The 26300-nt window shown below is 69.8% G+C and carries 29 protein-coding genes; 14 read left to right on the top strand and 15 right to left on the bottom strand.

Annotated elements, in window-relative coordinates:
* The first annotated feature begins 133 nt into the window (after positions 1–133).
* Positions 134–940: a ribonuclease activity regulator RraA gene (locus L3Q65_RS43300; protein WP_237598208.1), complete on the top strand. Its 807-nt coding sequence runs from the start codon at positions 134–136 to the stop codon at positions 938–940.
* Here the strand turns inward: L3Q65_RS43300 and L3Q65_RS43295 are convergent, their stop codons facing one another.
* Genes L3Q65_RS43295 through L3Q65_RS43285 form a run of 3 tightly spaced genes read right to left on the bottom strand, consistent with a single transcriptional unit; the run spans position 941 to position 4550 of the window.
* Positions 941–1675 carry a sugar phosphate isomerase/epimerase gene (locus L3Q65_RS43295; protein ID WP_237598207.1) on the bottom strand — a complete coding sequence of 245 codons (735 nt, stop codon included), beginning with the start codon at positions 1673–1675 and terminating at the stop codon, positions 941–943.
* 52 nt (positions 1676–1727) lie between these two features.
* Positions 1728–3155, bottom strand: a complete 1428-nt coding sequence (locus tag L3Q65_RS43290; RefSeq protein WP_182892462.1) for an MFS transporter — start codon at positions 3153–3155, stop codon at positions 1728–1730.
* A gap of 60 nt (positions 3156–3215) precedes the next feature.
* A complete protein-coding gene (locus L3Q65_RS43285; protein ID WP_182892463.1) occupies positions 3216–4550 on the bottom strand; it encodes an aminotransferase class V-fold PLP-dependent enzyme in 1335 nt (444 codons plus the stop codon).
* A 127-nt stretch (positions 4551–4677) separates the two neighbouring features.
* Between L3Q65_RS43285 and L3Q65_RS43280 the strand changes: the two genes are divergently transcribed.
* Entirely contained in the window at positions 4678–5076 is a 399-nt protein-coding gene (locus L3Q65_RS43280; protein ID WP_237598206.1) for a hypothetical protein, read from the top strand.
* A gap of 59 nt (positions 5077–5135) precedes the next feature.
* Complete coding sequence (locus L3Q65_RS43275) at positions 5136–5483, top strand: helix-turn-helix domain-containing protein (RefSeq protein WP_182892464.1); 348 nt, start codon at positions 5136–5138, stop codon at positions 5481–5483.
* A gap of 215 nt (positions 5484–5698) precedes the next feature.
* Here the strand turns inward: L3Q65_RS43275 and L3Q65_RS43270 are convergent, their stop codons facing one another.
* The 5 genes from L3Q65_RS43270 to L3Q65_RS43250 form a co-directional block, all read right to left on the bottom strand.
* Positions 5699–6289 carry a ClpP family protease gene (locus L3Q65_RS43270; protein WP_182892465.1) on the bottom strand — a complete coding sequence of 197 codons (591 nt, stop codon included), beginning with the start codon at positions 6287–6289 and terminating at the stop codon, positions 5699–5701.
* Positions 6286–6900 carry a ClpP family protease gene (locus L3Q65_RS43265; protein WP_067591539.1) on the bottom strand — a complete coding sequence of 205 codons (615 nt, stop codon included), beginning with the start codon at positions 6898–6900 and terminating at the stop codon, positions 6286–6288. The genes L3Q65_RS43270 and L3Q65_RS43265 overlap by 4 nt, the downstream gene beginning before the upstream one ends.
* 79 nt (positions 6901–6979) lie before the next feature.
* The gene (locus L3Q65_RS43260; protein WP_237598205.1) at positions 6980–8530 is read right to left on the bottom strand and encodes a hypothetical protein; all 1551 of its coding nucleotides are present in this window, start codon (positions 8528–8530) and stop codon (positions 6980–6982) included.
* A gap of 25 nt (positions 8531–8555) precedes the next feature.
* A complete protein-coding gene (locus L3Q65_RS43255) occupies positions 8556–9233 on the bottom strand; it encodes a haloacid dehalogenase type II (protein ID WP_237598204.1) in 678 nt (225 codons plus the stop codon).
* 9 nt (positions 9234–9242) lie between these two features.
* Entirely contained in the window at positions 9243–9890 is a 648-nt protein-coding gene (locus tag L3Q65_RS43250) for a TetR/AcrR family transcriptional regulator (RefSeq protein ID WP_237598203.1), read from the bottom strand.
* 51 nt (positions 9891–9941) lie between these two features.
* Between L3Q65_RS43250 and L3Q65_RS43245 the strand changes: the two genes are divergently transcribed.
* Positions 9942–10421 carry a VOC family protein gene (locus L3Q65_RS43245; RefSeq protein ID WP_182892468.1) on the top strand — a complete coding sequence of 160 codons (480 nt, stop codon included), beginning with the start codon at positions 9942–9944 and terminating at the stop codon, positions 10419–10421.
* Here the strand turns inward: L3Q65_RS43245 and mptB are convergent.
* The 3 genes from mptB to L3Q65_RS43230 form a co-directional block, all read right to left on the bottom strand.
* Positions 10418–11866 carry a polyprenol phosphomannose-dependent alpha 1,6 mannosyltransferase MptB gene (gene mptB / locus L3Q65_RS43240; protein WP_237598202.1) on the bottom strand — a complete coding sequence of 483 codons (1449 nt, stop codon included), beginning with the start codon at positions 11864–11866 and terminating at the stop codon, positions 10418–10420. The two genes, L3Q65_RS43245 and mptB, sit on opposite strands and share 4 nt — an antisense overlap.
* Before the next feature lie 123 nt (positions 11867–11989).
* The gene (locus tag L3Q65_RS43235; protein WP_220507474.1) at positions 11990–12640 is read right to left on the bottom strand and encodes a superoxide dismutase family protein; all 651 of its coding nucleotides are present in this window, start codon (positions 12638–12640) and stop codon (positions 11990–11992) included.
* Positions 12641–12773: 133 nt separating this feature from the next.
* Positions 12774–13712 (bottom strand): hypothetical protein, encoded by a 939-nt coding sequence (locus L3Q65_RS43230; protein WP_237598201.1) that lies wholly within the window; start codon positions 13710–13712, stop codon positions 12774–12776.
* A gap of 70 nt (positions 13713–13782) precedes the next feature.
* On the opposite strand from L3Q65_RS43230, the gene L3Q65_RS43225 reads away from it, so the two are divergent.
* The 7 genes from L3Q65_RS43225 to L3Q65_RS43195 all read left to right on the top strand — a co-directional run bounded on the left by L3Q65_RS43225 (position 13783) and on the right by L3Q65_RS43195 (position 18385).
* The gene (locus tag L3Q65_RS43225) at positions 13783–14322 is read left to right on the top strand and encodes a PadR family transcriptional regulator (RefSeq protein WP_237598200.1); all 540 of its coding nucleotides are present in this window, start codon (positions 13783–13785) and stop codon (positions 14320–14322) included.
* Positions 14323–14410: 88 nt separating this feature from the next.
* Positions 14411–15562, top strand: a complete 1152-nt coding sequence (locus tag L3Q65_RS43220) for a WXG100 family type VII secretion target (RefSeq protein ID WP_237598199.1) — start codon at positions 14411–14413, stop codon at positions 15560–15562.
* A gap of 25 nt (positions 15563–15587) precedes the next feature.
* On the top strand, positions 15588–15914 hold the full coding sequence (locus L3Q65_RS43215) for a hypothetical protein (RefSeq protein WP_182892473.1): 327 nt from the start codon (positions 15588–15590) through the stop codon (positions 15912–15914).
* Positions 15911–16705: an ESX secretion-associated protein EspG gene (locus L3Q65_RS43210; RefSeq protein ID WP_237598198.1), complete on the top strand. Its 795-nt coding sequence runs from the start codon at positions 15911–15913 to the stop codon at positions 16703–16705. Before L3Q65_RS43215 ends, L3Q65_RS43210 begins: the two co-directional genes overlap by 4 nt.
* A gap of 32 nt (positions 16706–16737) precedes the next feature.
* A complete protein-coding gene (locus L3Q65_RS43205; RefSeq protein ID WP_312872147.1) occupies positions 16738–17145 on the top strand; it encodes a YbaB/EbfC family nucleoid-associated protein in 408 nt (135 codons plus the stop codon).
* Entirely contained in the window at positions 17142–17450 is a 309-nt protein-coding gene (locus tag L3Q65_RS43200) for a type VII secretion target (RefSeq protein WP_237598197.1), read from the top strand. Before L3Q65_RS43205 ends, L3Q65_RS43200 begins: the two co-directional genes overlap by 4 nt.
* Positions 17447–18385, top strand: a complete 939-nt coding sequence (locus tag L3Q65_RS43195; protein ID WP_182892477.1) for a hypothetical protein — start codon at positions 17447–17449, stop codon at positions 18383–18385. Before L3Q65_RS43200 ends, L3Q65_RS43195 begins: the two co-directional genes overlap by 4 nt.
* Here L3Q65_RS43195 and L3Q65_RS43190 read toward each other — a convergent pair.
* Genes L3Q65_RS43190 through L3Q65_RS43180 form a run of 3 tightly spaced genes read right to left on the bottom strand, consistent with a single transcriptional unit; the run spans position 18363 to position 21384 of the window.
* Positions 18363–18770: a VOC family protein gene (locus L3Q65_RS43190; RefSeq protein WP_182892478.1), complete on the bottom strand. Its 408-nt coding sequence runs from the start codon at positions 18768–18770 to the stop codon at positions 18363–18365. The two genes, L3Q65_RS43195 and L3Q65_RS43190, sit on opposite strands and share 23 nt — an antisense overlap.
* The gene (locus L3Q65_RS43185; protein WP_182892479.1) at positions 18767–20221 is read right to left on the bottom strand and encodes a BTAD domain-containing putative transcriptional regulator; all 1455 of its coding nucleotides are present in this window, start codon (positions 20219–20221) and stop codon (positions 18767–18769) included. Before L3Q65_RS43185 ends, L3Q65_RS43190 begins: the two co-directional genes overlap by 4 nt.
* Positions 20218–21384: a histidine kinase gene (locus tag L3Q65_RS43180; RefSeq protein ID WP_237598196.1), complete on the bottom strand. Its 1167-nt coding sequence runs from the start codon at positions 21382–21384 to the stop codon at positions 20218–20220. Before L3Q65_RS43180 ends, L3Q65_RS43185 begins: the two co-directional genes overlap by 4 nt.
* A gap of 60 nt (positions 21385–21444) precedes the next feature.
* On the opposite strand from L3Q65_RS43180, the gene L3Q65_RS43175 reads away from it, so the two are divergent.
* The 3 genes from L3Q65_RS43175 to L3Q65_RS43165 all read left to right on the top strand — a co-directional run bounded on the left by L3Q65_RS43175 (position 21445) and on the right by L3Q65_RS43165 (position 23943).
* Entirely contained in the window at positions 21445–22014 is a 570-nt protein-coding gene (locus L3Q65_RS43175; protein ID WP_237598195.1) for a TlpA disulfide reductase family protein, read from the top strand.
* Positions 22015–22063: 49 nt separating this feature from the next.
* Positions 22064–22744: a TetR/AcrR family transcriptional regulator gene (locus L3Q65_RS43170; RefSeq protein ID WP_182892482.1), complete on the top strand. Its 681-nt coding sequence runs from the start codon at positions 22064–22066 to the stop codon at positions 22742–22744.
* A gap of 302 nt (positions 22745–23046) precedes the next feature.
* Positions 23047–23943, top strand: coding sequence for a C1 family peptidase (locus L3Q65_RS43165; protein ID WP_182892483.1), 897 nt, complete (start codon positions 23047–23049; stop codon positions 23941–23943).
* Positions 23944–24035: 92 nt separating this feature from the next.
* Here L3Q65_RS43165 and katG read toward each other — a convergent pair whose 3' ends face one another.
* The gene (gene katG / locus L3Q65_RS43160; protein WP_237598194.1) at positions 24036–26279 is read right to left on the bottom strand and encodes a catalase/peroxidase HPI; all 2244 of its coding nucleotides are present in this window, start codon (positions 26277–26279) and stop codon (positions 24036–24038) included.
* Positions 26280–26300 lie beyond the last annotated feature (21 nt).

Here is a 26300-nt window from a genome sequence, read left to right as displayed (position 1 = left end):
CCCTTCAGCGGGACCTGCGGGGGTCCTCGGGGGTGTCCGAGGTTGACAGCGCTCGGCCGTCGGCGGTTACATCTACCATCGATAGACGATAATGTCACCGTCACTCGGACGGCGACGCGCGGAGAGGCACGCCATGGACGCGAACGGCCGGCAGGCTGTCCCAGCAGGGGAAACCGACATCTACGACTCGAAGCTGGCGCCGGTGCAGACCGCGACCTTCACCCGGCCGACCACGCGGATGATCGAGGCACTGGACGACGTCAGCGCCGCGACGGCGTGCGCGAAGCTGCACCAGATGGGCATCACACGGACCTTCCTCGACGGTCCCGTCCCGCTGCACCGGACCCCGGACGTCAAGGTCGTCGGCGGCGCGGTGACTCTGCAGTTCCTGCCGCAGCGCGAGGACGTTTTCTCCGGCACCGCACAGGAGGACGCCGAGCGCAAGACGGCGTTGTGGCAGGTGCTGGAGTCGATCAAACCGGGTGATGTGCTGGTGGTTTCGGCGTTCGGCAGCCACTTCACCGGCTGCCTCGGCGACATGCTGGTGCGCTACTTCAAACTGCGCGGCGGCGCGGGAATCGTGGTGGACGGCCGGGTCCGCGACGCCGCGCGGATCCGCGCGCTTGGCGTGCCGGTGTGGTGCACGGGGGTGACGCCGCATTACGCGTCGCAGACGGAACTGTTCCCGGCCGCGTTCAACGTTCCGGTCGGCGCCGGGGGCGCGCTGGTGACGCCGGGGGATGTGATCGTGGCCGACGAGGACGGGGCAGTCGTGGTGCCGCAGTCGAAAGCCTTGACTATTGCCGAGGATTCCCTTGCTCACCAAGACAAAGAAGCATTCGCACGGAGACGGCTCGACGAGGGCGGGCGGTTGTCCGACTACTATCCGCTGACCGGACGCGGACTTGAGGAATACGTGGCACAAACCTCCGCGGGCTGATCAACCGCGCCAGCGCGCCAGCCAATCCGCCGCCGCGCGCAGCGGGACGTCGACCGGCGCGATCTCCGGATGCCAGGCGCGTTCCCATTCCAGGGAAATCCAGCCGGACCACGATCGCAGCAGGCGCCCGCATTCCCCGAGCGGGACCATTCCCTCGCCCGGCGGGACCGGGGTCAGCCCGGCGGTCGCGTCCTTCAACTGGAAGTACCCGAGGTACTCCCCCAGGAGCGCCCGGGTCCGCGCCGGAGCTTCGCCTGCCCGCCACGGGTGCAGCGCGTCCCACAGGACCGCTACCCGTGCCGGGTCGGCGAACGGTTTCACGAGGCGGAGCACGGATTCCGCGGTGAGGTGGGAATCGTGGGTCTCGACGAGCAACTGGACGCCGGAGTCGGTCAGGTCGGGGAGCACCTCGGCGATCTGGTCTACCGCGCGGCCGTCTTCGCCGGTGCCGCCGGGAAAGACTCGGATCGCGGGGGCGTTCAGTCGCGCGGCAAGGTCGATCAGCGCGCGGAGTTCGCCGGCTATACCGGGTGCGCAGACCTGGACGTAGCCGGCCAGTGCGGAAATCTCCAGCCCTGCTTCGCTGATCTGGTCGCGAACGGACCCGGTATCTTTCAGTCCTAAGTGGACTTCCTCGTCCGCGTGCACCCGCAGTTCCAGCCCGGCACATCCGTGCGCGGCGGCGATGGCGGCCGATTCCCGCACCGGAATGCCGGGCATCCCCAGCGTGCTCACGGCGAATTTCCAGTCTGCGCAAGTATTCCGGCCGTCTGTCACAGCAGGGATCTTACGCGTTCGCCGTCCCGCCGGTAGCCGGAGTCCGGCCGTGCCGCATCAGAAAAGTCAGCAAGAGCGCGAGGACGCCGACGCCGAGCAGTACGAAGTACGCCGCCTGGTATCCGGTGTCGTTCGTAATGGAAACACCCGTGCCGAGCCGGACCTGATGGGCGGCGGTGATCGAACCGACGATCGCCGTGCCGAGCGTGTTCATCACGCCGAGTGCGGTGTACAGCAACGAAGTCGTGACGCCCTGCGCCTCCGCGGGCACGGCCTCGATGACGAGATTGTTGGCTCCGGCGTAGAGAAATCCCAGTCCGATGCCCATGAGTGCGGCGATCACTACGATCAGGACCGGCCCGTTCAACTGTCCGAAAAGGATCAGCACTACCCCACCGAGGGTGCCGGCAATCGAGGTGAGCAAAGCAGTTCTCGGCGCGAATCTCCGGCACACCCATCCGGCGGCATAGCCGGCGGCCGCGCCGACCAGGCCGAACGGCAGGCCGTAGCTTACCCCGTATTCCAACGCGTTCATGCCGAGACCGCGTTCCGCCACGCCGGGCACATGCGGAGTCCTGAGCAGTTGCGGGATGAGCACGGAACTGTTGGCGGTGGTGACGAAAATGGCGGTGCCCGAAGCGAGCAATGTCAGCCATACCTTGGGTTGAGACGCCAGCGCGAGATCGATCAACGGTTCGGCGCGGCGGCGCTCGACGAGCACGAAAAGCACCAGCAGCACCACCGAAAGCGCCACGGCGTAACCGAGATACTCCTTCTCGACCAGGCCGAGCACGAGCACCGCCATCCCGCCGCCGAGCAGCAAGCCACCGGCGACGTCGATACGGCGTTTGATCCGCACCCGGGTTTCGGGGACGACGAGCAGCACGAGCGTCGAGACGACAACGTCGTAGCCGAGCGTGAACCAGAAGGCGCTGCGGAACCCATAGGCATCAACCAGATACCCGCCGAGCAGCGGACCGCCGAACGCGGCGACGCCGGTGCCGACCCCGAGCGCGCCGACCCCGAGCGGCACCAGCCGCGGCGGGAAGAGGTCGCGGATGAGGCCGTAACCCGCGACGTACGCGACGACGAAAGCGGACTGGAGCACGCGTCCGGCAAGGAAAAGCCAGTACACCGGGGCCAGTGCGCAGATCAGCGATCCGGCGCCGAACATGACGGCCGCGGCCAGGAGGACTTTCTTCTTGCCGTGCGTGTCGGCGAGTTTCCCGGCGATCGGGAGGAACACGAGCGACGCGACGAAGACGACGGTCATCACCAGCGCCACCTGGCCGGTCCCGAAGGCGGCGGCGATGTCGGGCAGGCCCACCCCGACGAGGGTGAACTCGAAGTTGGCGTTCTCGGTCAGGAGCGCGATCGCCACGACGATCGCGACGTAATACCCTCTCGACCGCTCTGCGGTGCGCGGTTCCACAGCCATGCGCACCGATGTAACCGGCGGTCCGTCCGGATTGAGCGGGTCAGTCCCGCTGTCCGGGACTCAGTCCGCCAACCGGTCGAGCGCTTGCTTGAGCTGCGGGATCCAGGCCTCGTGCTCGGGCTTCATCAACACCGAGCGGAGGATGGTGACGGTCTCGGCGTCGCGTTCGACGTCCGGGTGCAGTGCGGCGAACGCGTCCGCGTCAACCCGCAAAGTGGACAGGTACAGTGGATTGTCCTTGTCTGCCATGCCCTTCTGGAGGATGGTGTTGGCGGCTTCGGTGATCTCGCTCATCCGGGTCCGTCGCGGCCAGTAGGCGACAATGTCCAAAGTGGGCTCAAGGTGCAGCGCGAACCGGTCGGATTCCTTGAGCAGTCCGGCAAAGTCGTTCGCCGCTCGACGGCACGCGGCCAGCAACCGGCCGAGGCCGCGGTCGCGTTCCAGCGGGAAGGCTTGCAGAGTAAGCCAAAGCGCTCCGGCGGCAGCACCCGCGCGGGAGCATTCCAGGGAGATCTCCCCGAGGTGCAACTCGTCGGAAGTGAAGTAGGTATAGGGAGAATCGTGTTGGTAGAACCGGCCGACCGCCGGGTCGGCGAACAGCACCGCACCACAGCCGTACGGCTGAAGCCCGTGCTTATGCGGGTCCACGACAACGGAATCGCACGAGCCGATCGCACGGTAGGCCTCGTACTCGCCCAGCAGAGTGTAGAACCCGCCGTACGCGCCGTCGACATGCAGGCGGACTCCGTACTGTTCTTTCAGCGCGAGGGCCTGCTGGATGTCGTCGACCGCCCCGAGCCCGGTCGTTCCCGGGGTCAGCACCACCGTGCCGACCCCACCGCCGCGGACCTCGGCTTCGACGGCGGACAGGTCAACGCGTCCGTCGGGAAGTGCCCGCACCGCACGGGATTCCACGCCGAGCACCTGGCACATGCGGCCGTGCGTGTAGTGCGCGTCCCGCGAATGGACGACCGCTTTGCCCGGAGCCAGTTCGCGGGCGACCCAGAGGGCTTCGAGGTTCGCGATCGTCCCGCTGGAGGTGAGGTGGCCGAGCGACGGCTGCGCGAACCCGAACATCCGCGCCAGGTCGGCGACGACCTCGACCTCCATCGGCGAGGTGGCCTGCGAGGCGTCGAGCGCGTGGTTGTTCGGGTTGACCACCATCGCGGCTAGATAGGCGGCCACCGCGACCGGATGCGGCGGTTTGAGCATCTGCCCTGCGTAGCGGGGGTGGAAGAAGGGGAAGGACGCGTCCATCCTCGCGGCGTAGTCTTCGAGCAGCGCGGGGAGATCGACGTCCGGTTCGCTCGCCGGGGACGGGGTGAACGGACCCCATTTGCGTTCCCACGCCTCGACGCCGCGGAGAGCCTGGTCGATCAGTTCGCGCCGGTCCATGCGTCACCTCGTCGGTCGCTGGTTGCTGCCTCGGGCACCCTACCGACTTGCTCGAAACGGATGAGCCTTCTCGCACCCGCGTTCTAAGGTGTGACGACGTTTCTTTCGCGCGGTGAGGAGCTTTCCGATGACTGACGAACCCCGTCCGCAGGGAATGCCGCCGGCCGGGCCCCCGCCGCAGTGGACCGGGCAGCCGCAGCCATGGCCGGTCCAGCCGAATGCCCAGCAGTACCCCGGCTACTCCCCCTATCCGCCCGCCCTGCCCGCTCCGGCGAACGGCGTATGGCTGGGGGTGTTGTCGCTGGTGCTGGGCGTGCTCGGCTGTGTGGTTCCGTTGCTGCCGATCGACCTGAGCGGCGTCCGGGCGTACCTCGCGCTCCCGTTCGGACTGGCCGGCCTGGCCTGCGGACTCGTCGGCGTCATCGGACGGCACACGGGCAAGCCGGTGTCGGGGGTGGGCATCGGGGTGTCGGCGATCGCGCTGGTGCTCGGCGTGATCATGCTCGGCAACCAAGTCGCGGGCTGACGTTCTGCCCTGAGCGGAACCGCTGTCGCCGGAGGCCCCGCGGATGCCAGGCTGGGCCCATGGCGGACATCCTTCCTTTCCACCAGCGCCGCGCCCCCGCCCGGGACGACGAGGCGGAACCCCTGTGGCGCGAGGTGCTCGGCCGCAGTCTCCGCGCCGCCCGGGAAACCCAGGGCGAGCGGCTCGTCGACGTCGCCGAGCGGGCCGGGATCTCGCCGCAGTACCTGTCCGAGATCGAACGCGGCCGGAAGGAACCGTCGAGCGAGATGATCGCCGCGGTGACCGGTGCGCTCGGGGTGAACCTGGCCGGTCTGCTGAGCGGGATCGCCGGGGACATGCGGCGGATCAGCGTGGTCGGACCGCGGCCCGCGCGGCGTCCGGCCGGCCCGGTGCTGATGGCGGCTTGAGCCGCTGAGCGGGATCGCCGGGAACAACGCGCTCGAACCGCGGCCCGCGCATCGCCCGCCGGACGCGTGCTGAAGACGCGCTGAGCCAAGGCAAGCCGGACCCGCGCTCACCACAGCCTCGCGCACGGCAGCCTGAGCGCGAAACCCAGGCCAGTACTCACCGCAGCTCAAGCGAAGCCGCAGGCCGGAACCCCAGACCGGCCTGCGTCCCCGCCTCACGGACGGGCCGCGATCACCTGGTCCGCGAGCCCGTACTCCACCGCCCCGGCCGCGTCGAAGACCCGGTCGCGGTCCGTGTCGTGCCGGAGTTCCGCCACGTCGTGGCCGGTGTGCCGGGACGTGATCTCCTCCAGTTGCGTGCGGACCCGGATCACCTCGTCCGCTTGCAGGATCAGGTCGGGGATCGTCCCGCGGCCCTGTGCGGCGGGCTGGTGCAGCACCACCCGCGCGTGCGGCAGCACCGATCGGCGGCCGGCCGCGCCTGCGGCCAGCAGCACCGCGCCCGTCGCCACTGCCTGGCCGACGCAGGTCGTCGCCACCGGGGCCTTGATGAAGCGCATCGTGTCGTACAGCGCCAGCATCGCGGCCGGGTCGCCGCCCTCGGAGTTGATGTACAGGTTGATTTCCTGCTCCGGGTTGTCCGACTCCAGGAACAGCAACTGCGCGATCAGCGCGTTCGCGACGCCCGAGTCGATCGCCGTGCCCAGGTACACGATCCGTTCGGACAGCAGGTGCGAGTAGACGTCCATGATCCGCTCGCCGCCGGGGCTGCGAGTGATGACGTTCGGGATGGTGTAGGTGCTCATGCGCGTACCCCCAGGCCCATCGCGTGCGTGCGCACCGGCACGACCTGCTCCAGGCGGTCGACGATCTGGTCGATGAAGCCGTAGTCCCGCGCCTCGGCGGCGGTGTACCACCGGTCGTGCAGGGAATCGGCGAAAATCCGGTCGAACGGCTGCCCGGTGTCCTGTGCGGTGAGGCCCAGCACGGTGTCCCGGGTGTAGCGCAGGTCGTCGGCCTGCACCTCGACCTCCACGGCCGAGCCGCCGATGCCGGCCGATCCCTGGTGCATCAGGATTCGCGCGTGCGGCAGGGCGAATCGCTTCCCGGGAGTGCCCGCGGACAGCAGGAACTGCCCGGCGCTGCACGCCAATCCGAGTGCGAGCGTCGAAACGTCGCACGGCACCAGGCGCATCACGTCGCGGATCGCGAGCATCGACGGGACCGAACCGCCGGGCGAGTGGATCCACAACGCGATGTCCTTGACCGGGTCTTCGCCCGCCAGGGACAGCATCTGGGTCGCGAGGACCGTCCCGTTGTCGTCGTCGAGCACGCCGTCCAGCACGAGGACCCGCTGGCTCAGGAACCGTTCCCGGAGCCGCTGGTCGAACATCGGCGGAGTCGATTCGTTGGTCATGCCTCGACCTTGCCGCCGCGGGCCCGGCCGCCGCCGCTTTCTCTGCCGACGGCAGATCTGCTGTGAGCAGCGCGGAACGTCAGGCGGTTTTGCGCACCAGGTTCGTGTACCCGGCCAGCGCGAGCGTCGCCAGTCCCCACACCGCGACCTGCACGCCCCAGATCGCCGCGGTGAACACCTGCCCGGACACACTCGCGGTATCGAGGTCGCACCGGCTCCGCAACCCGGTCGGCGCGATCGGCAAGCCCCGGTCGAGCCCCAGGCCGATCAGTTCGACCGGGGAACACGCCGTCCCGGTCGCGACCCGTTGCGCCGCGTGGTGCCCGGGCTGGGTTTCCGTTGCCCCGGCCCACAATCCGAGTACTCCGGCCGCGACGAGCGCGAGCAGCAACGCCGCCGCCGTGCGCCGGGCGCGGTAGCCGTATCCGGCCAGCGTGCCCCAGATCCAGTGGAACAGCCGCGACATCCGCCCGCCGAGTGCTTCCGGCGAACGGCGGCGCAGGTCGTCCTGTTGCGCGATCAGGATCGTGCGCGCGTTGCCGTCGTGGCCCGCGGTCCGTTCGACTGCCGCCAGCTTCTGGTAACCGGTGGCGTCGTAGTACTCGGTGTGACACCGAAGCAGATGCAGCCACCGCCGCCAGCCGAACGCCGGATCGATGGCGGTGCAGGTGAATCCGTCCAGCCAGGCCAGTTCGGAATGATCGCACTCGGCGCTCGTGCTGCCTTCGGGACACACGAGGTCGCCCGGCATGAACACTGTGGTGGCTTTCGCGTCGGAGAGCCCGAGCAGCCGTCCTTCCGGCGACGTGATCCGCGTGGTCGCGGAGAACTCGAGCTGCCCGCCGATCTGCGCGCCCTGCAACCGCATCGCGCCGATCTCGCCCTTGCCGCTCAGCTCCGAATCCCGGATCAGCATGCTGCGCGCGACCGTCAGGGTGTCCGCCTCGACGGCCGGTCCGAGGTCGTTGGAAACCTTGATGCTTTGGCATTCCAGCGGACCGCCGACGCTCGCGCCGTTGAGGTGGATCGCGCCGTCCGCCGACGAGCCGGTGATCCGGGTTCCCCGGTGCAGGTACAGCCCGCCGCCCAGTTCCGCCGAACTCGCCTCCAATGCGAGCCCGGCCGGATTGACGATGTCCGCGTCCCGGCAGAGCAGGCTCCCGCCGAGGTGCGCGCCGATCAGCCGGATCGCCCCGTCCGGGCTGTCTCCGGTGATCCGCACGCCGTCGGACAGGTGCAGGTCTCCCTCGATCCGCACCCGCGACGCGTGCAGGCCCGGCATCCGCCCGCCGATCAAGTACAGGTGCGGCAGCCTCGCCTGGCGCGCGAGCACCGGCTGGTCGAAGACGCAGGTGAGCAGCATGAGTCCGGCGGTCGCGGAGACGCCGTCGAGGTTCAGTTCGCCGGTGATGCGCGCCCGCGCCAGCATGATCCCGCGCGGATCGAGGTCGCCGTGCCTGCCGAGCAGCAGGTCGCGCAGGACCGCCGCCCGCACGAGGTGGTCCGGGCTTTCGGTTTCGGCCAGGTCGTCGACGTCGATCTGGTCGGCCCCGAGCAGTTCGCCTTCGCGGGCCGACTCGACCAGACGGCGTTCGAAGTCGCTGAGATCGGTCGTCCTGGGCGCGGTCACGCCGAGATCATGCCTGGTCCGGGGTTCAGTCGCGACCGTTTTCGAGCTGATCAGCGAGGTCCGCGAGCCTGTCGGCGTGGAGGTCGAACCGATCGGCGGGGCCCGGCGGATCGCCGACCGGGCGGCTGACGTACGCGGTCCGGAACCCAGCTTCTTGCGCGCCTCGCAGATCCCAGGCGTGCGCGGCGACCATCAGCAGCCGCTCCGGTGCGCGGCCCGCGACGTCGATAGCGAGCTGATAAACGTCCGGAGCGGGCTTGTAGGTGCGAGCGTTCTCGGCGGAGAGCACGGTGTGCCACCGCAGTCCGGCGTTCGCGCACAGGTCGAGCAACGCGGTCCGGCTCGCGTTGGACAGTCCGACCAGCGGGAACCGTTCGGCGAGGCGAGCGAGGCCGTCCACAGTGTCCGGCCACGGCGGCAGTTGCCGGGCCGCGAGCGCCAACTGGGCGGCGTCGCCAGCACCGACCGCGTCGGCGACGGCTTGCGCGGCTTCCCGGTCGATGACGTCGCTCGCGACGTACGGTCGCTCCCCGGCGACGATGCGGCCCTGCTCCTGCTCGACGTGCTTCTGCCACACCGAAAGCAGCTCTTCGACCTCCGGGCCAGCGAGCGACGGCGCGAATTTCCGGATTCCCGCACGGATTCCGGCCGGTTCGTCGACGAGCGTGCCCAGCACGTCGAACACGAGCACCTCGATGTCCATGATCGCAACCTATCCGGACGTCCTGCCCAGGGCAACCAGCACCGTTCGCAGCCAGCGCCCGTATTCCGCCGCGGCCCAGCCGTGCACGCGACGCAGATGCACCATCGTGTCCGCGCACAGCAAGGCATCCGTGGTGCTCGCGAGTTGCTCTATGTCCACAGTGGACTCAAGAAGACCGTCATGCGTCGCGCGGGACCAGAACTCCCGGCACAGTCGTGCTGTCTCGCGTCGCCCGGACTGCGCCGCCTCGGCGATTTCCGGCTCCGCGCCTTCGGCCTGTGCTGCCACTTCGAGCAACGCTCCGGCGCGGTCCGCGATTCCAACCGTGACGTCGGCGAGCGCGTTCAACCGTTCGGCCAAGGTCCTGGCGGTCATCGCGTCCTGCGCTCGCGGCCGGTGCGCGACGTCGATCGGCTCCGCGTCCCCGACGAGCGCTTCGTCGATCACCCGCCGGAACAACGCCGCCTTGGTGCCGAAGCGGACGTACACGGTCCTCGGCGCGACCCCGGCCTGGCGCGCGACCTGCGTCAGCGCGGTGGCCGCATAGCCGTGCTCCAGAAACAGCTCCCGCGCCGCGGCGACGACGAGCGCCTCGGTCCGGGCGATCCGGGCGGCCCCGAACTCGGCCCTGGCATCGGCCTTGACCTGGTCTTTCACCAGATGCATCATAACTACATTGCAGTTGGACTGCATCAGTGGAGGCCGACGATGATCCCCACCCTCGACGGAGTGCATCACCTGAAGCTGCCGGTGGCCGACCTCGACCGGTCGGCAGCCTGGTACGCCGACCGGCTCGGCTACGCGATCGCCCTCGAATTCCGCCGGCACGGCCGCCGGACCGGCGTCACCATGACGCATCCGCGCGGCGGACCGGATCTCGGACTCGTGCTCAACCCGGACCTCGCCCGCGCGGCGGCCGGGTTCGACTACTTCTCCATCGGCGTCCCCGACCGGGCCGGCCTCACCGAACTAGCCGACGATCTCACCCGCCGCGGCGAACAGCACGCGGGCGTCCACTTCGCGACCCTCGGCTGGATCCTGCCCGGCCTGCACGACCCGGACGGGCACGAGGTGCGCTTCTACACCACCGAATCGCACACCACGCTCGACCCGGCGAAGCCGCTGGTGGTCGACGACGCGATCGCGTCCGCGCGAGCCGCTGAACAGGTCTGGCTCAGCCAGCGTTAGTCCACTGCGGACGCTTTCCGCAGCGCGAAGAACGCCGCGACCACCACCGCGAGCCCGATCACGTATGCGAGCACCAGCAACCCGACGCGTCCGCTGAAGTTGCCGCCCACCGGCGGAAGCACCACGGAGAACACCGCGACGAGCGTGATCACCACGGACCGCACGCGGCCGGCGGGCAGCGACGCGGCCAGCGGAATCACCGCCCACAGCAGATACCACGGCTGGACGACCGGCCCGAAGACCACGACCGCGCTCAGCATCAGCCCGAGCGAGCGGACCGCGTCGATCCGGCCGGTCCACTGGCGTTGCAGCACCACGACGATCCCGGCGGCGGTGAGCACGTACCCGATGATCTTGCCGACACCGATCATCGTCTGCGTGAGGTGCGCGCCGAACAGCGAACCGATGCCGCCGACGAGGAAGCCGAACCAGTTCGTCGGCGCCATCCAGCTGTTGACCTCCCCCGAGGTCGTCAGCGCCGAGACCCAGCTGAACCCGATCCCCGACGCGAGCGAAACCGCCGCGGACACCGCCGCGAAGACGAGGACCATCGCCGCGCCCGCGAGCAGGAATTCGCCGATCCGCCCGCGCCGGCGGGCAATCGCCGTGCCGACCGCGGCCAGCGCGACCAGCGCGGGCACCTTCACCTCAGCACCGAGCGCGATGAGCAGCACCCCGCCCGCGAGCGGCCACCAGCGGATCCGGTCGCCCACCGCTTCCAGCGCGATCGCCACCCCCGCGAGCATCAGGCCCAGCATCAGCGAGTCGTTGTGCATCCCGGCGACCACGTGCCACAGAACGAGCGGGTTCAGCACGCCCAGCCACAACGCGACCCGCGGCGACGCTCCCGCCGCGGCCGCCAGCCGAGGCACTGCCCACGCGATCAGCACCAGCCCGGCCACCTCGATCAGCCGATGCAGTGCGACGCCGACGATCGGATTCCCGCCGGACACCTGCGCGATGACCCGCTCGACCGCGCCGAACAACGGCCCGTACGGCGACGGCGTCTCGCGCCAGTAAACGCTGACCCGGCCGACGATGTCCGACGCCGAACCCAGTGCCTGCCGCGGCCCGACGACGTTGAGGTCGAACCCGTGCGCGGCCACCGCACCCTGCGCGAGGTAGCTGAAGACGTCCCCGCTGAACAGCGGCGGCACGACGAGCAACGGCCCGCACCACAACGCGAGCGTCCGCTTCAGCCAGCCCGCGTCGGGGAGGTCCGCGGCGAGGATGCGGCCGCCGAGCAGCGCCCATGCGAGCACCACCAGCCCGGCACCGGCGATCCCGCCCGCGAACGGCAGGACCCCGGGCATCCCGGCGGCCCCGGCGTACACCGCGACGGCGAGCAGCAGCACCCCGCCGAAGCCGGTCCAGCGAAGACTCGCCGCGGACGCGAAACTGAAGAACCGCACGGGCCGCGAGAGCGTGACCGGCTGACTAGACATGCGCCGATCGTAGTAGCCGCCGCCTCCGCGACCCCGGCTACCGGTCCGTGCAGGACTCCTTGCGGGAATCTGATTCCGGCAAGGAGTCCTGCACGGACCACGATGAGTCTACAAAGGACTGAGTCAGTTCTGGTCGCGGGTGAGCACGCCGCACGCGAACCGGGAGCCCGCGTCGCCGGTCGCCTTGGTTTTTTCATCCGGCACCGGTGCGCCGGGGTCACCCCGGACGCTGTAGCGATCGGCGGGAATGTTCGCGAAGTTGTCGGACTTCGAGTGCACGATGATCGCGGTGCCGTCAGGACCGAAAAGCTGGTCCAGAGTAAAGGTGTCCAGCACGAACTTGAGATACCCACGACCGTTCGACCGGACCTGCACCGGCGGCAGCTGCCCGATCGGCAGTCCGGTGTGGTGGTCCATCGGCATCAAGTGGCCGCCCGCCGCGGTGAACGGGTTCTTCGGATCGCCGACGGTGCAGTTTCCCTTTTCGTGGACGTGCATGCCGTGGAAACCGGGCGTGAAATGACCGGTGAGGTACACCTCGACCCAGACGGCGTGCGAGCGGTTGTCGGCGGTGAACCACGCGGAGCCGACCTCGTCGCCCTTCGCGTCCTTCAGCGTGGCGGAGGCGGAGTCGCCGTCGCGATAGGCCGAACCGGCGGGTTGCCGGGCGGTGTCCGGCGACTGCTGGCCGATCTGGCTGCTCGCCGCTGGCGCCACACCCATGACCAGTGCGCAGGCACCCAACGCGCCTGCCACCAACTTAGTTCTGCGCACGGTATCTCCCTGAGGGCACTGGTGATCTATGACCGATACAGAATCGGGCCTCCCCTTCTCGGTGACCAGGGGCCAGATGGAACTAAAAGAATCCGGCACGCGGCGGAATGTCCATCTTTCGCGGGACTGCCGTTCAGGAAGAATGTTCGGCGATCAGCCGCTTCATCGTCTCGTACACCGGTTTCGGGGAATAATCGTCGCGCAGCAATCCGAACCGATTCTCTCGCGGACCGCTCGACAATCCGTCCCGCAGCCCGAAAATCTCGTAGGTGTCCACCCCGGCCTCAGCAGCCAGCTCGAACACCGTGCGCGCGACGGATTCCATCACGCGCACCTGTTGTTCCTCCGAATTCTCCGGTCCCGTCGGCCAACCGGTCTCGGTGATGTGCATCGGCACAGTCGCTGGGATACCAATCGCCGACGCGGATTCGCGAAACGACCGCACGACGTGGGTCACCGCGCCGGCCAACGCGTCGGCAGGCACCGGACGGAATACGTCCGGAAAGAAGTCCAAGCCGAGGAAGTCAATGCGATTCAGTACTTCCGGGTCTACCGCCGAGCGCACCGCGTCCCAGAACGGATCGCCGGACAGCGCGACCGCGGCGTTGAACCCGATCATCACGTCGACCCCCAGCCGCGCCCGCTCGTCCAGCGCCGCCGCGAGCCCGGCCCCGAGCGCTTCGTAGCAACCAGGACTGCCGCCGTCCAGCGGCGCGGCCACATTGACCTCCTCGCAGACCTGCAGTTTCCCGCCGCCCAACTCGGCGACCTCGCGAACCGCGGCCCGCACCGCGTCCGCGAACCCGTCCGGATCGACCTCCGGACTGCCGTAACCGAGCACGTAGTCGACCACCCGTCCGTCGCCGAGGTACGGCACGGGGTCAGGCGGCGTCGGTTCGTGCGGGCCCCGATAGCTGCGATAGCACCGCACGTAGAACCGTTCCGTGCCCTTCGCGAGGTCCCGCAACGCTTCCGCGGTCCGTTCGACGTCCTCCGGCGGCGCGTCGATGAAGGTTTCCAGCCGCACGAGATCCGTGCTGACCACGCCGGGCCACACGCCAAAGGCGATCATGAGCGTCTCCTCCAGTAGTCGTATACGAGCAATGTACTCGTATACGACTATAGTGCGCTACCCTGGTCCGGTGCCGACGAACGCTCTCGACAACCCGCTCGTGCTGCCGATGCTGGGCCTGCTCGTGGAAACCCCGCGCCACCAGTACGCGCTCCTGCGCGAGCTGCGCACGCGCTATCCGTTCCTGAACCCGAAAACGTCGACCGTGTACACACTGGTCGGCACGCTGACCCGGAACGGGCTCGTCGAACCGGACGGCGAGGGCGACCCGCGACCGGTGCGGCTGACCGAGACGGGTCTCGCCGATTTCCGCGGACGGATCGAACGGCAACTGCGCGACGCCGACCCGAACCTCGATTCCCGGTTCCTGATCGCGCTGGCCTACCTCGGCGCGCTGCCGCCCGCCCGCGCGGTGACGCTGCTGCGCGACCGGGCGGAACGGGTCAGCGGGCAGCAGCGAGAACTGTCCGCGACGCTCGATAACGCCGATTTGCCGGAAATGCAGATGATCGAGGTGCATTTCCTGGTTTCCCGCCTCGCCCACGACGCCGCGTGGCTCGCCCGCACCGCGGCCCGGATCGAGAGCGGAGACCTCGTCCCGCCCCGGTGATCACAGCTTTCATCGTGATTTCATCGCCGCCCTTTACCGTGCGCGAGTGCCTGGCGACAGCCTGCCGGGCAGAGGCGAAGGTGGGGGTATGACCGGCGAATCCGGATCAGTGGCCGACGCGGCGTCGGCCGGGGTGGAGAATCTGGCGGACTCGGCGCTCGCGGGACTCGACAAGGCGGGGCCGGTCGGCGACCTGGCCAAACCGGTCGTGTCCGCGCTGCGCAACGTGTGGGAGGGCTACTTCGGGGCCCCGATCCCGCCCGGCAGCACCAACTGGAACGCCTACACGCACCAGCAGCTGTACCAGATGCTGTGGGAGAAGGCCGACGTCGGCGACGTCAGCACGGTCGCGGCGGAATGGCAGCGGCACGGTTCGGAAATGCGCTCGCACGCCGATTCGCTCAAATCGCAGCAGGGGACGCTGCACGAGAACTGGAGCGGACAGGCCGCCGAACGCGCTTCCGGACGGCTGGGCTCGCTCGGCGAGCGCGCGTCCGGGATCGGCGACCGCGCCGGGACCGTCGGCGGCGCGGCCCAGAACGCGGGCGATTCGCTCGCCGTCGCGCGCAACACCATGCCGAAGCCGCCGGGCGACCCGACTGGGGGCGCAGTCGCCGCCGCGGCGGCCGGAGCGGGTGCGGGCGCGGTCATCGGCGGGATCCTCGGCGCCGGTGCCGGCGGGATCGGCGCCGGTCCGGGTGCGCTGATGGGCGCGGCGATCGGCGCGGTCGCGGGCGGCGGGGCCAGCCTGTTCGCCGCGAACGTCGCGGCCGCCGAACAGAAAGCCGAAGCGGTGCACGTGATGCAGCGCTACGAAGCCAGCCTGCACAAGAGCTCGCGCGCCATCAATCCGCCGCCCGCCGGGTCGACGACCGCGGATTCCTACGGCGCGGACGAGTCGACCAGTGCGTCGAGCTACGTCGGTCCGCTCGGCGGAGCCGGGACCGGCGCGGGCGGCAGCATGCCGTGGGGCGCGCTGACCACCGCGGCGCCGGTCGAATCCGGGATGGCCGCGGGGATTCGCTCCGCGCTCGGCATGGAGGGCGCGCTGCTCGCCCGCAACGCCGCGATGGCGGAGATGGCCGCCGCCCGCGCGGCCAACGGCAACGGCATGATGCCCGGCCGCGGCGCGGGAGCCGCCCAAGAGGAGGAAGAGGAGCACAAGAACAAGATGCCGGTCCTCGACCAGCCGCTCCTGCACCCCGAAGACAAGACCATCAGCCCGGTGATCGGGCTGTGACACCCCGGAAAGACAGGAGTTTCCGATGACCGGCCACGAGGTCGCCCCGAACGCGCTGGACCGGCAGGTCGCCGCGCTCGGCAGACTCGGCGAGCAGACCGGGGAACTCGTCGGTTCGGCGGGACGGCTCGCCGACCGGCTCCCGCAGCTCGGCACCGCGCCGCCCGCACTGCACCTGGCGCAGCGGCTGCGCGAGGCCGCCGGGCACGCCGGGCTGACCGGCGAACTGGGCGCGGCGGACACCGAGCTGACCGGGTTCCACGAGGCGCTGCGGGCCGGTATCCGGCGCTATCAAGAGCACGAATCCGGGGTACAGGAAGCGTTCCAGCGGCTCGAACGGCAAGCCGAATGACCGCCGTGCTGCCGCGTACCGGCGACGAGACCGTCCACATCGGACTCGTCGAGGCGGACCTGCTGGCCGCGCACGCCGGGGCGAGCTGGCCGTATCCCTTGCAGGTGCCGTCTTACGGCCGGATCGAGGGCGAACGCGAGATCCTGTTCGCCACCGCCGGACAGGCGCTGCAAGCACGTGGTCTCGCGGACGAATCCGGGCCGGACGGTCTCGCCGCGGAAGCCGTGACCGCGCTGCGCGAACGCCGCGGCATCGTCGATCTGGTGGTGGCGGACGCCGAGGGGGCGACCGCCGTCACCGCACTCGTCTACCGGTCCTCCGCGCTGATCTGCCGTCAGCGGCTCGAGGCGGACACGCTGTCGGTGCGCCGGGTGGACGAGACCGCGCTGGTGGACGCCGTCCTCGCGGAAATCCCGCAGGTCGAGGCGGCCCGCACGATGCCGGTCACACTGCCCGCGCACGCGGTCAAGGAGGCGATGGCGCTCACCGACGACGAGGACGACACCTCCCGCGCACACCGGCTGCGCGACCTCGTCCGCGACAGCGGCGGAGACCCGGCGGCGCTGGACAGTCTCGTCGGCCTGGTCGTCCCGCTGACCGGGCGGGGCCAGCTCGGCGCGACCCGCGACGGGCGCACCAGGGCGGGCCGCGAACTGTCCTGGATGGACGGACCGCGCGGCCGCGTCCGGGTCAACCCCGCGCGCGACGGCTGGCTCAGCGTGAACTCGCTGCGCCAGGCCGATCTGCGCTTCGCCCTCGGCGAGCTGGCCACCGCCGCGCGGCGGCCGTGATGACCGCACCGAAAACGACCGGAGGATCTTCCGTGCCGATCCAAGATTCGGCGGCCTGGCTCGCCGACTACCAGAAAAACCTCTCCCGGATGCAGGCGAACGCCGAGGCCGCGAGCGCGAGCCTCAGCCGCGTCGGCGGCCGGGCCGCGTCCCCGCGCGGCGAGGTCGAGGTCGAAGTGGGCCCGAGCGGCGCGCTGACCGACCTTCGGCTGAGCCCCGCCGCCCGCGCGCTGGAAGCCGACGCGCTCGCCCGGCTCATCCTCGCGACCGTGCACGACGCGCACCGCCAGGCCGGCGCGCAGGTCGTGGACATCATGACCGACTACGTCGGCGACGGCCCCGCGCTCCAGCTCGTCCGCGACAACCTGCCGGTCGAGGCCGCTCCCGCCGCGCCGCGCCAGGAGGACGACTACTTCGCGAACCCGGGGATCATCTCGTGACCGCCGGCTTCGAGGTCGACCCCGCGCAACTGCGCCGGCACGCGGCCACCGTCGGCGATCTGGCCGACCGGCTCGGCAATGTCGCCCGCAGCGCCCCGTCCGGACTCGGCGACCAGGCGCTCGGCGTCTTCGTGCAGTTCCTCACCGCGGGCCTGCAATCGGCGGTCGGCAAGACCAACGACGCCGTCTCGCACGCTTCGTCCACTGTGGACAAAGTGAGCGCGAACCTCACGCAGGCCGCGGAAAGCTACGAGCGCCGCGACCAGGGCAACGCGGCCTCGCTGCCCGGGAAGGACCTACCGTGACGAGCACCGACTCCGGCCAGCTGCTGGCACACCTGAAGAGCACCGCGCAGGCGGTCGAAAACCACGACTGGGTGTCCGCCGGACTCGGCGGCGCGACCACCGCGCTCGACCTGCTCGGCGCGTCGCAGGACCCGCTCGCCGCGTTGACGTCCGCCGGGTTCGGGATGATCACCGAACTGGTGCGGTTCCTGGAAGAACCGCTGAAACAGTTGCAGGGCAACCCGGATTCGGTGTCGTCGCACTCGCAGGGCATGGAGGGCGGCGGCCAGCAGGTGTCCTCGGTCGCGGACGACTACCGCCAGTCGGCGGGTCCGGAAACGTCGGGGTGGAGCGGTTCTTCGGCTTCGAGCTACCGCGACAACAGCTCGCAGCACGCGGACTGCGTCGAGGCCGTCGGCCAGGCCGGTATCGCGATGGCCAAGGCGGCGACCGGGGCGGGGAAGGTCGTCGCGAAGGCGCAGCAGGAGGTCGGCGGGCTCATTTCGGAGGCTGTCGGGCAGATCATCCAGCTGATGACCCAGGCGTTCGCCGCCGCGCAGGCGACGTTCGGCGCGAGCATCGCGGCGGCGATCCCGCAGGCGGTGGCGATCGCTACGCAGTACGGCGGGCAGATCGCGCAGAAGCTCGGAGTTCTGCTGTCGGACTCGGACAATTTGCTGCAGCTCATCACCTCGGTGACCCAGGGGCTGGAAGCCGCCACGCAGCTGATGACGAAGCTCAGCGAGGCTTCGAAGAGCAGCTCTGGGGAGGAGCCGGGCACTGGTTCTTCTTCGGATTCGCGGTATCCGGCGCAGTACGCGAGTTCGTCGGAGTCGCAGTATCCGGCTTCGGAATACTCGGACTCGGACTCGGACGCCGATTCGGATTCGTCGGATTCCCAGTACCCGGGTCAGCACCGCCCGCGCACTCCGGTCAGCACTGCGCGGCAGAGCTGACGAGTTCGACCTCGAAGCCGTCGTCGTTCTGCAGGTACGCGGCATAGTGCTCCGCGCCGCCCGCATGGGGATGTTTCTCCGGAAACATCAGCTGCCACCCGTGCCGGGCGGCGCCGGCGGCCAGCCGCTCGACCGTCGCCGCGTCCTTGACGTGAAACGCCAGGTGATTCAGCCCCGGCCGACAGCGGTCGTGCCGGTCCGCGGTCAGTGCCGGGGATTGCTCTACCACGAGGTACGTCGGCCCGAACCGCCAGCTGCGTCCGGCGGCCCAGTCCTGGAACTGCTGGTATCCCAGTTCTTCCAGCAGCCATCCCAGCGACGCGATCGCGCGGCCGAGGTCCGGCACCCACAACTCGACATGGTGCAGGGTCCCGTGCGTGCTCAAGAGGGACCCCGATCCGAGCTGAGCACCACCCGCAACTCCCGGTTCAGCTCCGCCCCCGGCTCGACATCCAAGTCCGCCCGCAGCCGTTCCCGCATCCGCCGGTGCACCGCCAACGCGTCCGCCCGGCGGCCACCGCTGTGGAGCGCGCGCATCAGCAGCACCGCCAGCGGTTCCCGATGCGGATGCACCGCCAGCAACGCCGACAGCTCGTGCACCACGTCGTCGGTCCGCCCCAGCTTCAGCTGCAGCACCGCCTTCTCCTGCACCAACGTCAGCCGCCGCTCGGTCAGGCGTACGCGTTCTCCCTCGACGAACGGACCGGGCAGTCCGGCCAGCGGCTCGCCGTGGAAGAGGGCCAGTGCACCGTCGTACGCGTCGACCGCAGCTGCCGGGTCGTCGCCGCGGGTGGCGGTGGTGGCTTCCGAGATCCGGTCGGTCAGCTCGGTGACGTCCAGCCGCGCTCGCTCCCCGGCGAAGCGGTATCCGCCGCGATCGCTGCCGATGACCGAGTCTTCCGTCCGTTCACCAGCGCCGCGCAGGCATTTCCGCAGTCGGTGCACGTAGACCGGGACCACCCGGCCGCCGGTGCCGGGCGGCTCCAGGCCCCACACGCCGTCGAGCAACTCTCCTGGACTGACCGTCTCGCCGGGGCGCAGGACCAGCGCCGCGAGCAGCGCCTGTTGCCGTACTGGGCCCAGGTCCAGCAGGTTCGGTCCCCGCCAAGCCTGCAACGGGCCGAGCACGCTGAACCGCAACGAGTCCGGGTCGGCCGGAGCGGGAGCCGCGCCGGGGATGACCAGGCCGTGGTCGAAGGCGTAGACGATGGCCGCCGCCCGGTCGCGGAGGCGGAGTTTCGCACACACCCGCTCGAAGTGCGCCTCGACCGTACTCGCGGAAATCCCCAGCGTTCCGGCGATTTCCGCGTCCGTCAAACCCCGTGCCACCGCCGTCAGCACGGCCATCTCGCGCGGCGTCAGCAATCCAGGCGGCAGCACCGGACGATCGCCAGCCGCCTCGCGGTAGGTCGTGAGCACGCGTCCGGTGACCGCCGGGTCGAGCCACGCCTCACCCATCGCGACCGCTCGCACCGCGCGGATCAGGTCCTCCGCGGGCGAATCCTTCAGCACGTATCCGACCGCACCCGCACGCAGCACTCCGGCGAGCAGCTCGTCGTCATCGAACGTGGTCAGCGCGAGCACCGGCGGACGCGGGCCGGACGCACGCAGCCGTCGCGTCGCCTCGATGCCGTCGACCCGCTTCATCCGCAGGTCCATCACCACGACGTCGACCCCGCCGGCCGCTTCGAGCGCGGCCGGGACCTCGTCGCCGTCCGAGCACTCCCCCACCACCACGAACCCGTCGCGGCGCCGCAGGATCAACCGCAATCCGGACCGCACCAGCTCCTGATCATCGACGAGCAAGACCCGCATTTCGCCCGACGCTGCGGTCACGACGCGGCCTCGCGCGCCAACGGCACCGTCACGTCGACGACCCACTCGCCGCCCTCGGGTCCGGCAGTCAGCCGCGCACCGAGCTGATCCGCCCGCGCCCTCATGCCCGCCAGCCCCGAGCCGCCCTCGTTGCGCGCCGCGCCGCTATGTCCATTGCGGACAGTCAACCGCGCGTCCGCCGCATCGATCTCCAGCCGTACCAACGCCTTCTCCCCCGGTGCGTGTTTGACCACGTTCGCCAGCGACTCCTGGACGATCCGGTAGAGCCCCAGCCCCACCGTGCTGTCGACCGCCGACACGTCGCCCTCCAGTTCCCAGTCCGCGACCAGCCCGGCCGCGCACGTTTCGGCCACCAGGTCCGCGATGTCGCCCGCGCCGGGCAACGGCCGCGTCCCCGCCGACTCCTGCGCGAGCAATCCAACCGTGCGGCGGATATCGGCCATCGCCGCCCGCCCGATCCGCTCCGCCTCGGTGAGCGCCGCGACGGCCTCGTCGATGTCGCGATCCGTGCGCAACCCGTGCCGCGCGCCCGTGACGTGCAACAACGTGATGCTCAGCGAATGCGCGACGACGTCGTGCACTTCGCGCGCGATCCGCTGCCGCTCGCCGAGCATCGCCTGTTCGCGCACGGCCGCCTGCTTGCCGCGCTCGGCGTCGAGGGCGCGCACGTACCAGCGGAGCATGAACCCGGCGGCCATCCCCACCACCACCGCGAGCATGTACACCGGGAACCCGACCAGCCCGACGGTCAGCGCGGCCGCCCCGAGCACCGCGATCGCCCCGCCGGTCGCCGCGAACGCGACCCGCGCCGAAGCGATGGACCCCAGTTCGCCGGCGAGCACGATCAACGGCATCGGCGCGAAGTCCGGCACCACCGGATACGTCAGCAGCAGCCCGATCCCGGCGAGCATCCCGAGCGCCTTCACCCACGACGGCGCGAGCCGCCCGGTGCACACCCACAGCAGCGTCGAGGCCGTGACCAGCAGAAACCCGGCGATCGCGACCGGCAGCGCGGGCCCGACCCGCTGTCCGACCGCGACGACCAGCCCGATCACCGTGAAGGCGGTCGTCCCCATCGGAACCCACCAGGGCAGCGTGAGCCCGGACTGGGCCAAGCCGTCGGCCAGCCTGCTCCGCAAGCGGTCCCTCGCTGTCTCCCACACGAGGTCCAGCCTAGAAAACCGCGTCGGCGCCCGCCCGGTGTATCGGCGATACCATGCCGCGTGCGCTTCGCCCGTCTCCTCCTCCTGGCACTGCTGCCCCTCACCGCGTGCGCGACCGGGAAGGACGCGGTCAGCCGGCCGGACACCTTCGAATTCGTCTCGCCGGGCGGGCAGACGACCATCCACTATCCGGTGCCGCAACGCAAAAAGGTGGCGAACCTCAAGGGCCAGAGCCTGCGCGAGCCCGGCAAGGACCTCTCGCTGGCCGATTACTCCGGCAACGTCGTCCTGCTCAACCTCTGGGGAGCCTGGTGCGGGCCGTGCCGTGCCGAAGCGCGCACACTGCAGGACATCGCCGACTCCGGCCGCGACCGGGGGATCCGGGTGCTCGGCATCAACGTCCGCGACAACCCGAAGTACGCCGCGGACTTCGTCAAGGACCTCGGGCTCGGCTACGAGTCGATCTTCGATCCGTCCGGCCGGGTCGCCCTGCGCCTGCGCGGCCTCCCGCTGAGCGCGGTGCCGATCTCGCTGATCGTGGACAAGCAGCAGCGGGTCGCCGCGGTCTACCTCGGCGCGATCCTGCGGACCGACGTCCAGCCCACGCTGGACAGTGTGCTCGCCGAGTAGCCCGGCCAAGGTCCAGACCGTTCGGCCGGCGTGCGCATACCATGGGCGGATGACCGCGAGTGGCTACAACCGCCGGGAACGTCCCGCCAAGCCCGCGCTGAGCCGCGAGGGCATCGTCGCGGCCGCTCTCGACGTCGTGCGCCGCGAAGGGGCCGAACGCGTCACCATGCGGCGGCTCGCGAAGGAACTGGACACCGGCCCGGCTTCGCTCTACGTCTACGTCCGCGACACCGACGAACTCCACGCCGCGGTGCTCGACGAACTCCTCGGCGAAGTCCCCACCACCGCGAGCACCGCCGAAGACGACTGGCGCAGTCGCTTGTGGACAGTCCTGTCCACCTACCGCGACGTCCTGTACGCCCACCCCGGACTCGCCCGCGTCGCGCTCGTGACCCCGCTGAACGGGCCGAACTACCTCGCCGTCGTCGACACCGTGCTCGGCCTGCTCGCCGAGGCCGGGGTTCCGTCCGGCCCGGCCGCGTGGACAGTCGACCTGCTGCTGCTCGTCGCCACCGCCAGCGCGGTCGAGCACAGCACCCGCAAGAACCGCCCGGAAGCCGAACGCCAGCACGACGCGCTCGCCGAAACCGTCCGCGGCCTCTCGCCCGAAACGCATCCGAACATCGCCGCGGCGAGCGAGAACCTGTTCTCCGGCAACGCGGACACGCGTTCCCAGTGGGCGATCGACGCCCTTCTCAACGGCGCGCGCACCACCCCGCTGCCCGACTGAGGTTCCGCCGGCGCGGAGGCCCGTGCGAGCAGCCCCCGCGCTGCTGGAGAAACCTCGCCGAATGGTTCAAACCATTGTGAGCACGACGGTTTCCTGCGAGTCCATAATGGACCAGTACGCCGGAATAGCGGCGATAACGGGCGTAATGTCCGCTTGATCGATCCGCTCCAATTCGACAGTTGATGCACTCCCGCCTTTCGTAGGTTCCCGGAAAATTTCCGCCGATCTACCTTTGTCGTGGTCGGATCCACCTCCCCACCCTTTCCGATTTCTTTTTCTGCATGTCCACAAGGAGTACCAGAATGCAGATCAGAAAAACGTCCGCACTCGTTTCCCTGCTCGCCGCGGCCGGCCTGGCCGCGGCGATGGGCGCGACCCCTGCCACCGCGGCCGCCGCCCAGCACCACCCGCAGCACCTCAAGCACGGCCTCGGACTGAACGTCGCCGGACTGAAGGCCGCGCAGTCCAGGATGCACGCCCACGCGAACTCCGCGCTCCCGGTGCACCCGCGCACCACCGCCGAACTGCCGTCCAGCGGCGACCTCACCCAGTACGCCAACGCGCCCGGCGACCAGGGCCAGGTCGGCTCGTGCGTCACCTGGGCCACCGGCTACACCGGCTACGGCGTGCTGATGAACGAGCAGGGCATCAGCGGCGGCCCGATGGCCCCGATGTTCATTTACTCCCAGATCGCCAAGGGCAACGACCAGGGCACCTGGGCGAGCGTCGCGCTGCCGATGGAACAGCAGCAGGGCATCGACACCAAATCCGACTACTGGCAGGGCGATTTCGACTACACGACTCAGCCCGACCAGAACGAGAAAGCGAATGCCGCGCACTACAAGCTGTCCGGCTACACGCAATTGTCGACGAGCGGGGACGCGGCGCGCAACGACATCGAGAACGCCATTTCCCAGGGCGAACCGGTCGCGATCGGGTTCACCGTGCACCAGAGCTTCATGAACCTGGACTCGTCGACCGCGAGCGACTACTCGTACCTGCCCGGCGACTCGAACAGCGACCCGGTCGTCGGCGGGCACGAGGTGACCATCGTGGCCTACAACGACCAGGGCGTGAAGATCGAGAACAGCTGGGGATCCGGCTGGGGCGACAGCGGTTTCGTGACCGTGCCGTGGTCGTTCTTCAGCACCGGCGACGTCGACGAGGTCAACGCGATGGGCAAGCTCGTCCAGTCCTGACCCCCGCACCCGCCGAAAAGCCGTGAAGGGCCCCTTGAGGGAATCTGATTCCCTCAAGGGGCCCTTCACGGACCTAGGCTTTCAGGCGGAACTCAGACCAGGTCGTACCGGTCGTTGTTCATCACCTTGTGCCACGCGGCGACGAAGTCGCGGACGAACTTCTCCTTGGCGTCGTCGCTGCCGTAGACCTCGGCGACGGCGCGCAGTTCGGAGTTCGACCCGAACACCAGGTCGTTGCGGGTGCCGGTCCACTTGACCTCGCCGGTGGCGAGATCGCGGCCCTCGAAGGACTCCGCGTTCGGGCCCTCGCCGTCGGCAGGCTTCCACTCGGTGCCCATGTCGAGCAGGTTGACGAAGAAGTCGTTCGTCAGGGTGCCCGGCCGGTCGGTCAGCACGCCCGCGGCCGAGTTCTGGTAGTTCGCACCCAGCACGCGCAGGCCGCCGACCAGCACGGTCATCTCCGGCGCGCTCAGGTTGAGCAGGTTCGCCTTGTCCACCAGCAGGTACTCCGACGGCAGCGGGTTGGCCTTGCCGCGGTAGTTGCGGAACCCGTCGGCCTTCGGCTCGAGCGGCGCGAACGACTCGACGTCGGTCTGCTCCTGCGAAGCGTCGGTGCGGCCCGGCGTGAACGGGACGGTGAGGTCGACGCCGCCGTCCTTCGCCGCCTTCTCCACGCCCGCCGCGCCGGCCAGCACGATCAGGTCGGCGAGCGAGATCTTCTTGCCGCCGGTCTGCGCGCTGTTGAACGCTTCCTGGACGCCCTCGAGCGTGCGCAGCACCTGCGCCAGCTCGTCCGGCTCGTTGACCTCCCAGCCGCGCTGCGGCTCGAGGCGGATGCGGGCGCCGTTCGCGCCGCCGCGCTTGTCGCTGTGCCGATAGGTCGATGCCGATGCCCAGGCGGTGGACACCAGCTGCGACACCGAAAGGCCGGACTCGAGGATCTTCGCCTTGAGGTCCGCCACGTCCGCGTCGTCGACCAGCTCGTGGTCGACGGCCGGGACCGGGTCCTGCCAGATGAGCTCTTCCTGCGGCACCAGCGGGCCGAGGTAGCGCTGGATCGGGCCCATGTCGCGGTGGGTGAGCTTGTACCAGGCGCGAGCGAAGGCGTCCGCGAACTCGTCCGGGTTCTCGTAGAACCGGCGCGAAATCGGCTCGTAGATCGGGTCGAAGCGCAGCGCCAGGTCGGTGGTCAGCATGCTCGGCGCCCGGTTGAGGTCACCGGTCTCCGGGTCCGGCACGGTGTTCGCCGCGGCGTTGTTCTTCGGCTTCCACTGGTGCGCGCCCGCCGGGCTCTTGGTCAGCTCCCACTCGTAAGTGAAGAGGTTGTGGAAGAACCAGTTGCTCCACTTCGTGGGGGTGGGGGTCCAGGTGACCTCCAGCCCGCTCGTGATCGCGTCCCGGCCCTTGCCGCTGCCGAAGCTGTTCTTCCAGCCGAGGCCCATCTGCTCGATCGAGGCGCCTTCCGGCTCCGCGCCCACGTGCACGTCCGCGTCGGCCGCGCCGTGCGTCTTGCCGAAGGTGTGCCCGCCCGCGATCAGCGCGACGGTCTCCTCGTCGTTCATCGCCATCCGGCCGAACGTCTCGCGGATGTCGCGCGCGGCGGCGATCGGGTCCGGGTTGCCGTTCGGGCCTTCCGGGTTCACGTAGATGAGCCCCATCTGGACCGCGGCCAGCGGGTTCTCCAGCTCGCGGTCGCCCTTGTACCGCTCGTCGCCGAGCCAGGTGCGCTCCGGGCCCCAGTACACGTCCTCGTCCGGCTCCCACACGTCGGCGCGGCCGCCGGCGAAGCCGAAGGTCTTGAAGCCCATCGTCTCGAGCGCGCGGTTGCCTGCGAAGATCATCAGGTCGGCCCACGAGATCTTCTTGCCGTACTTCTTCTTGACCGGCCACAGCAGGCGGCGCGCCTTGTCGAGGTTCCCGTTGTCCGGCCAGCTGTTCAGCGGCGCGAACCGCTGCTGCCCGGCGCCGGCCCCGCCGCGGCCGTCGTCGATCCGGTAGGTGCCCGCGCTGTGCCAGGCCATCCGGATGAACAGCGGGCCGTAGTTGCCGAAGTCGGCGGGCCACCACTCCTTGGAGTCGGTGAGCACCGCGTCGACGTCGCGGGCGACCTCGTCGAGGTCGAGGCTCTGGAATTCCTTGGCGTAGTCGAAGCCGTCGTCCATCGGGTCCGCCACCGCGGGATGCTTCCGGAGGATCTTCAGGTTGAGCTGGTTCGGCCACCAGTCGCGGCTGCTGCCGCCCTCGGTCGGGTGCGCGAAGCGACCCGTGTGGACCGGGCACCCGCCAGCGGTCTCCTCGTTCATCTCGCCGACTTCGGCGTTCGGGGTGTCAGACACGGGAATCCTTCCGGAAATGAG

Origin of the sequence: Amycolatopsis sp. FU40 (genome assembly GCF_021903635.1) — a bacterium.
Taxonomy (GTDB): Bacteria; Actinomycetota; Actinomycetes; order Mycobacteriales; family Pseudonocardiaceae; genus Amycolatopsis; species Amycolatopsis dendrobii.
The sequence above is the reverse complement of the archived record's forward strand: the minus strand, read 5'-3'. Positions and strand labels throughout refer to the sequence as shown.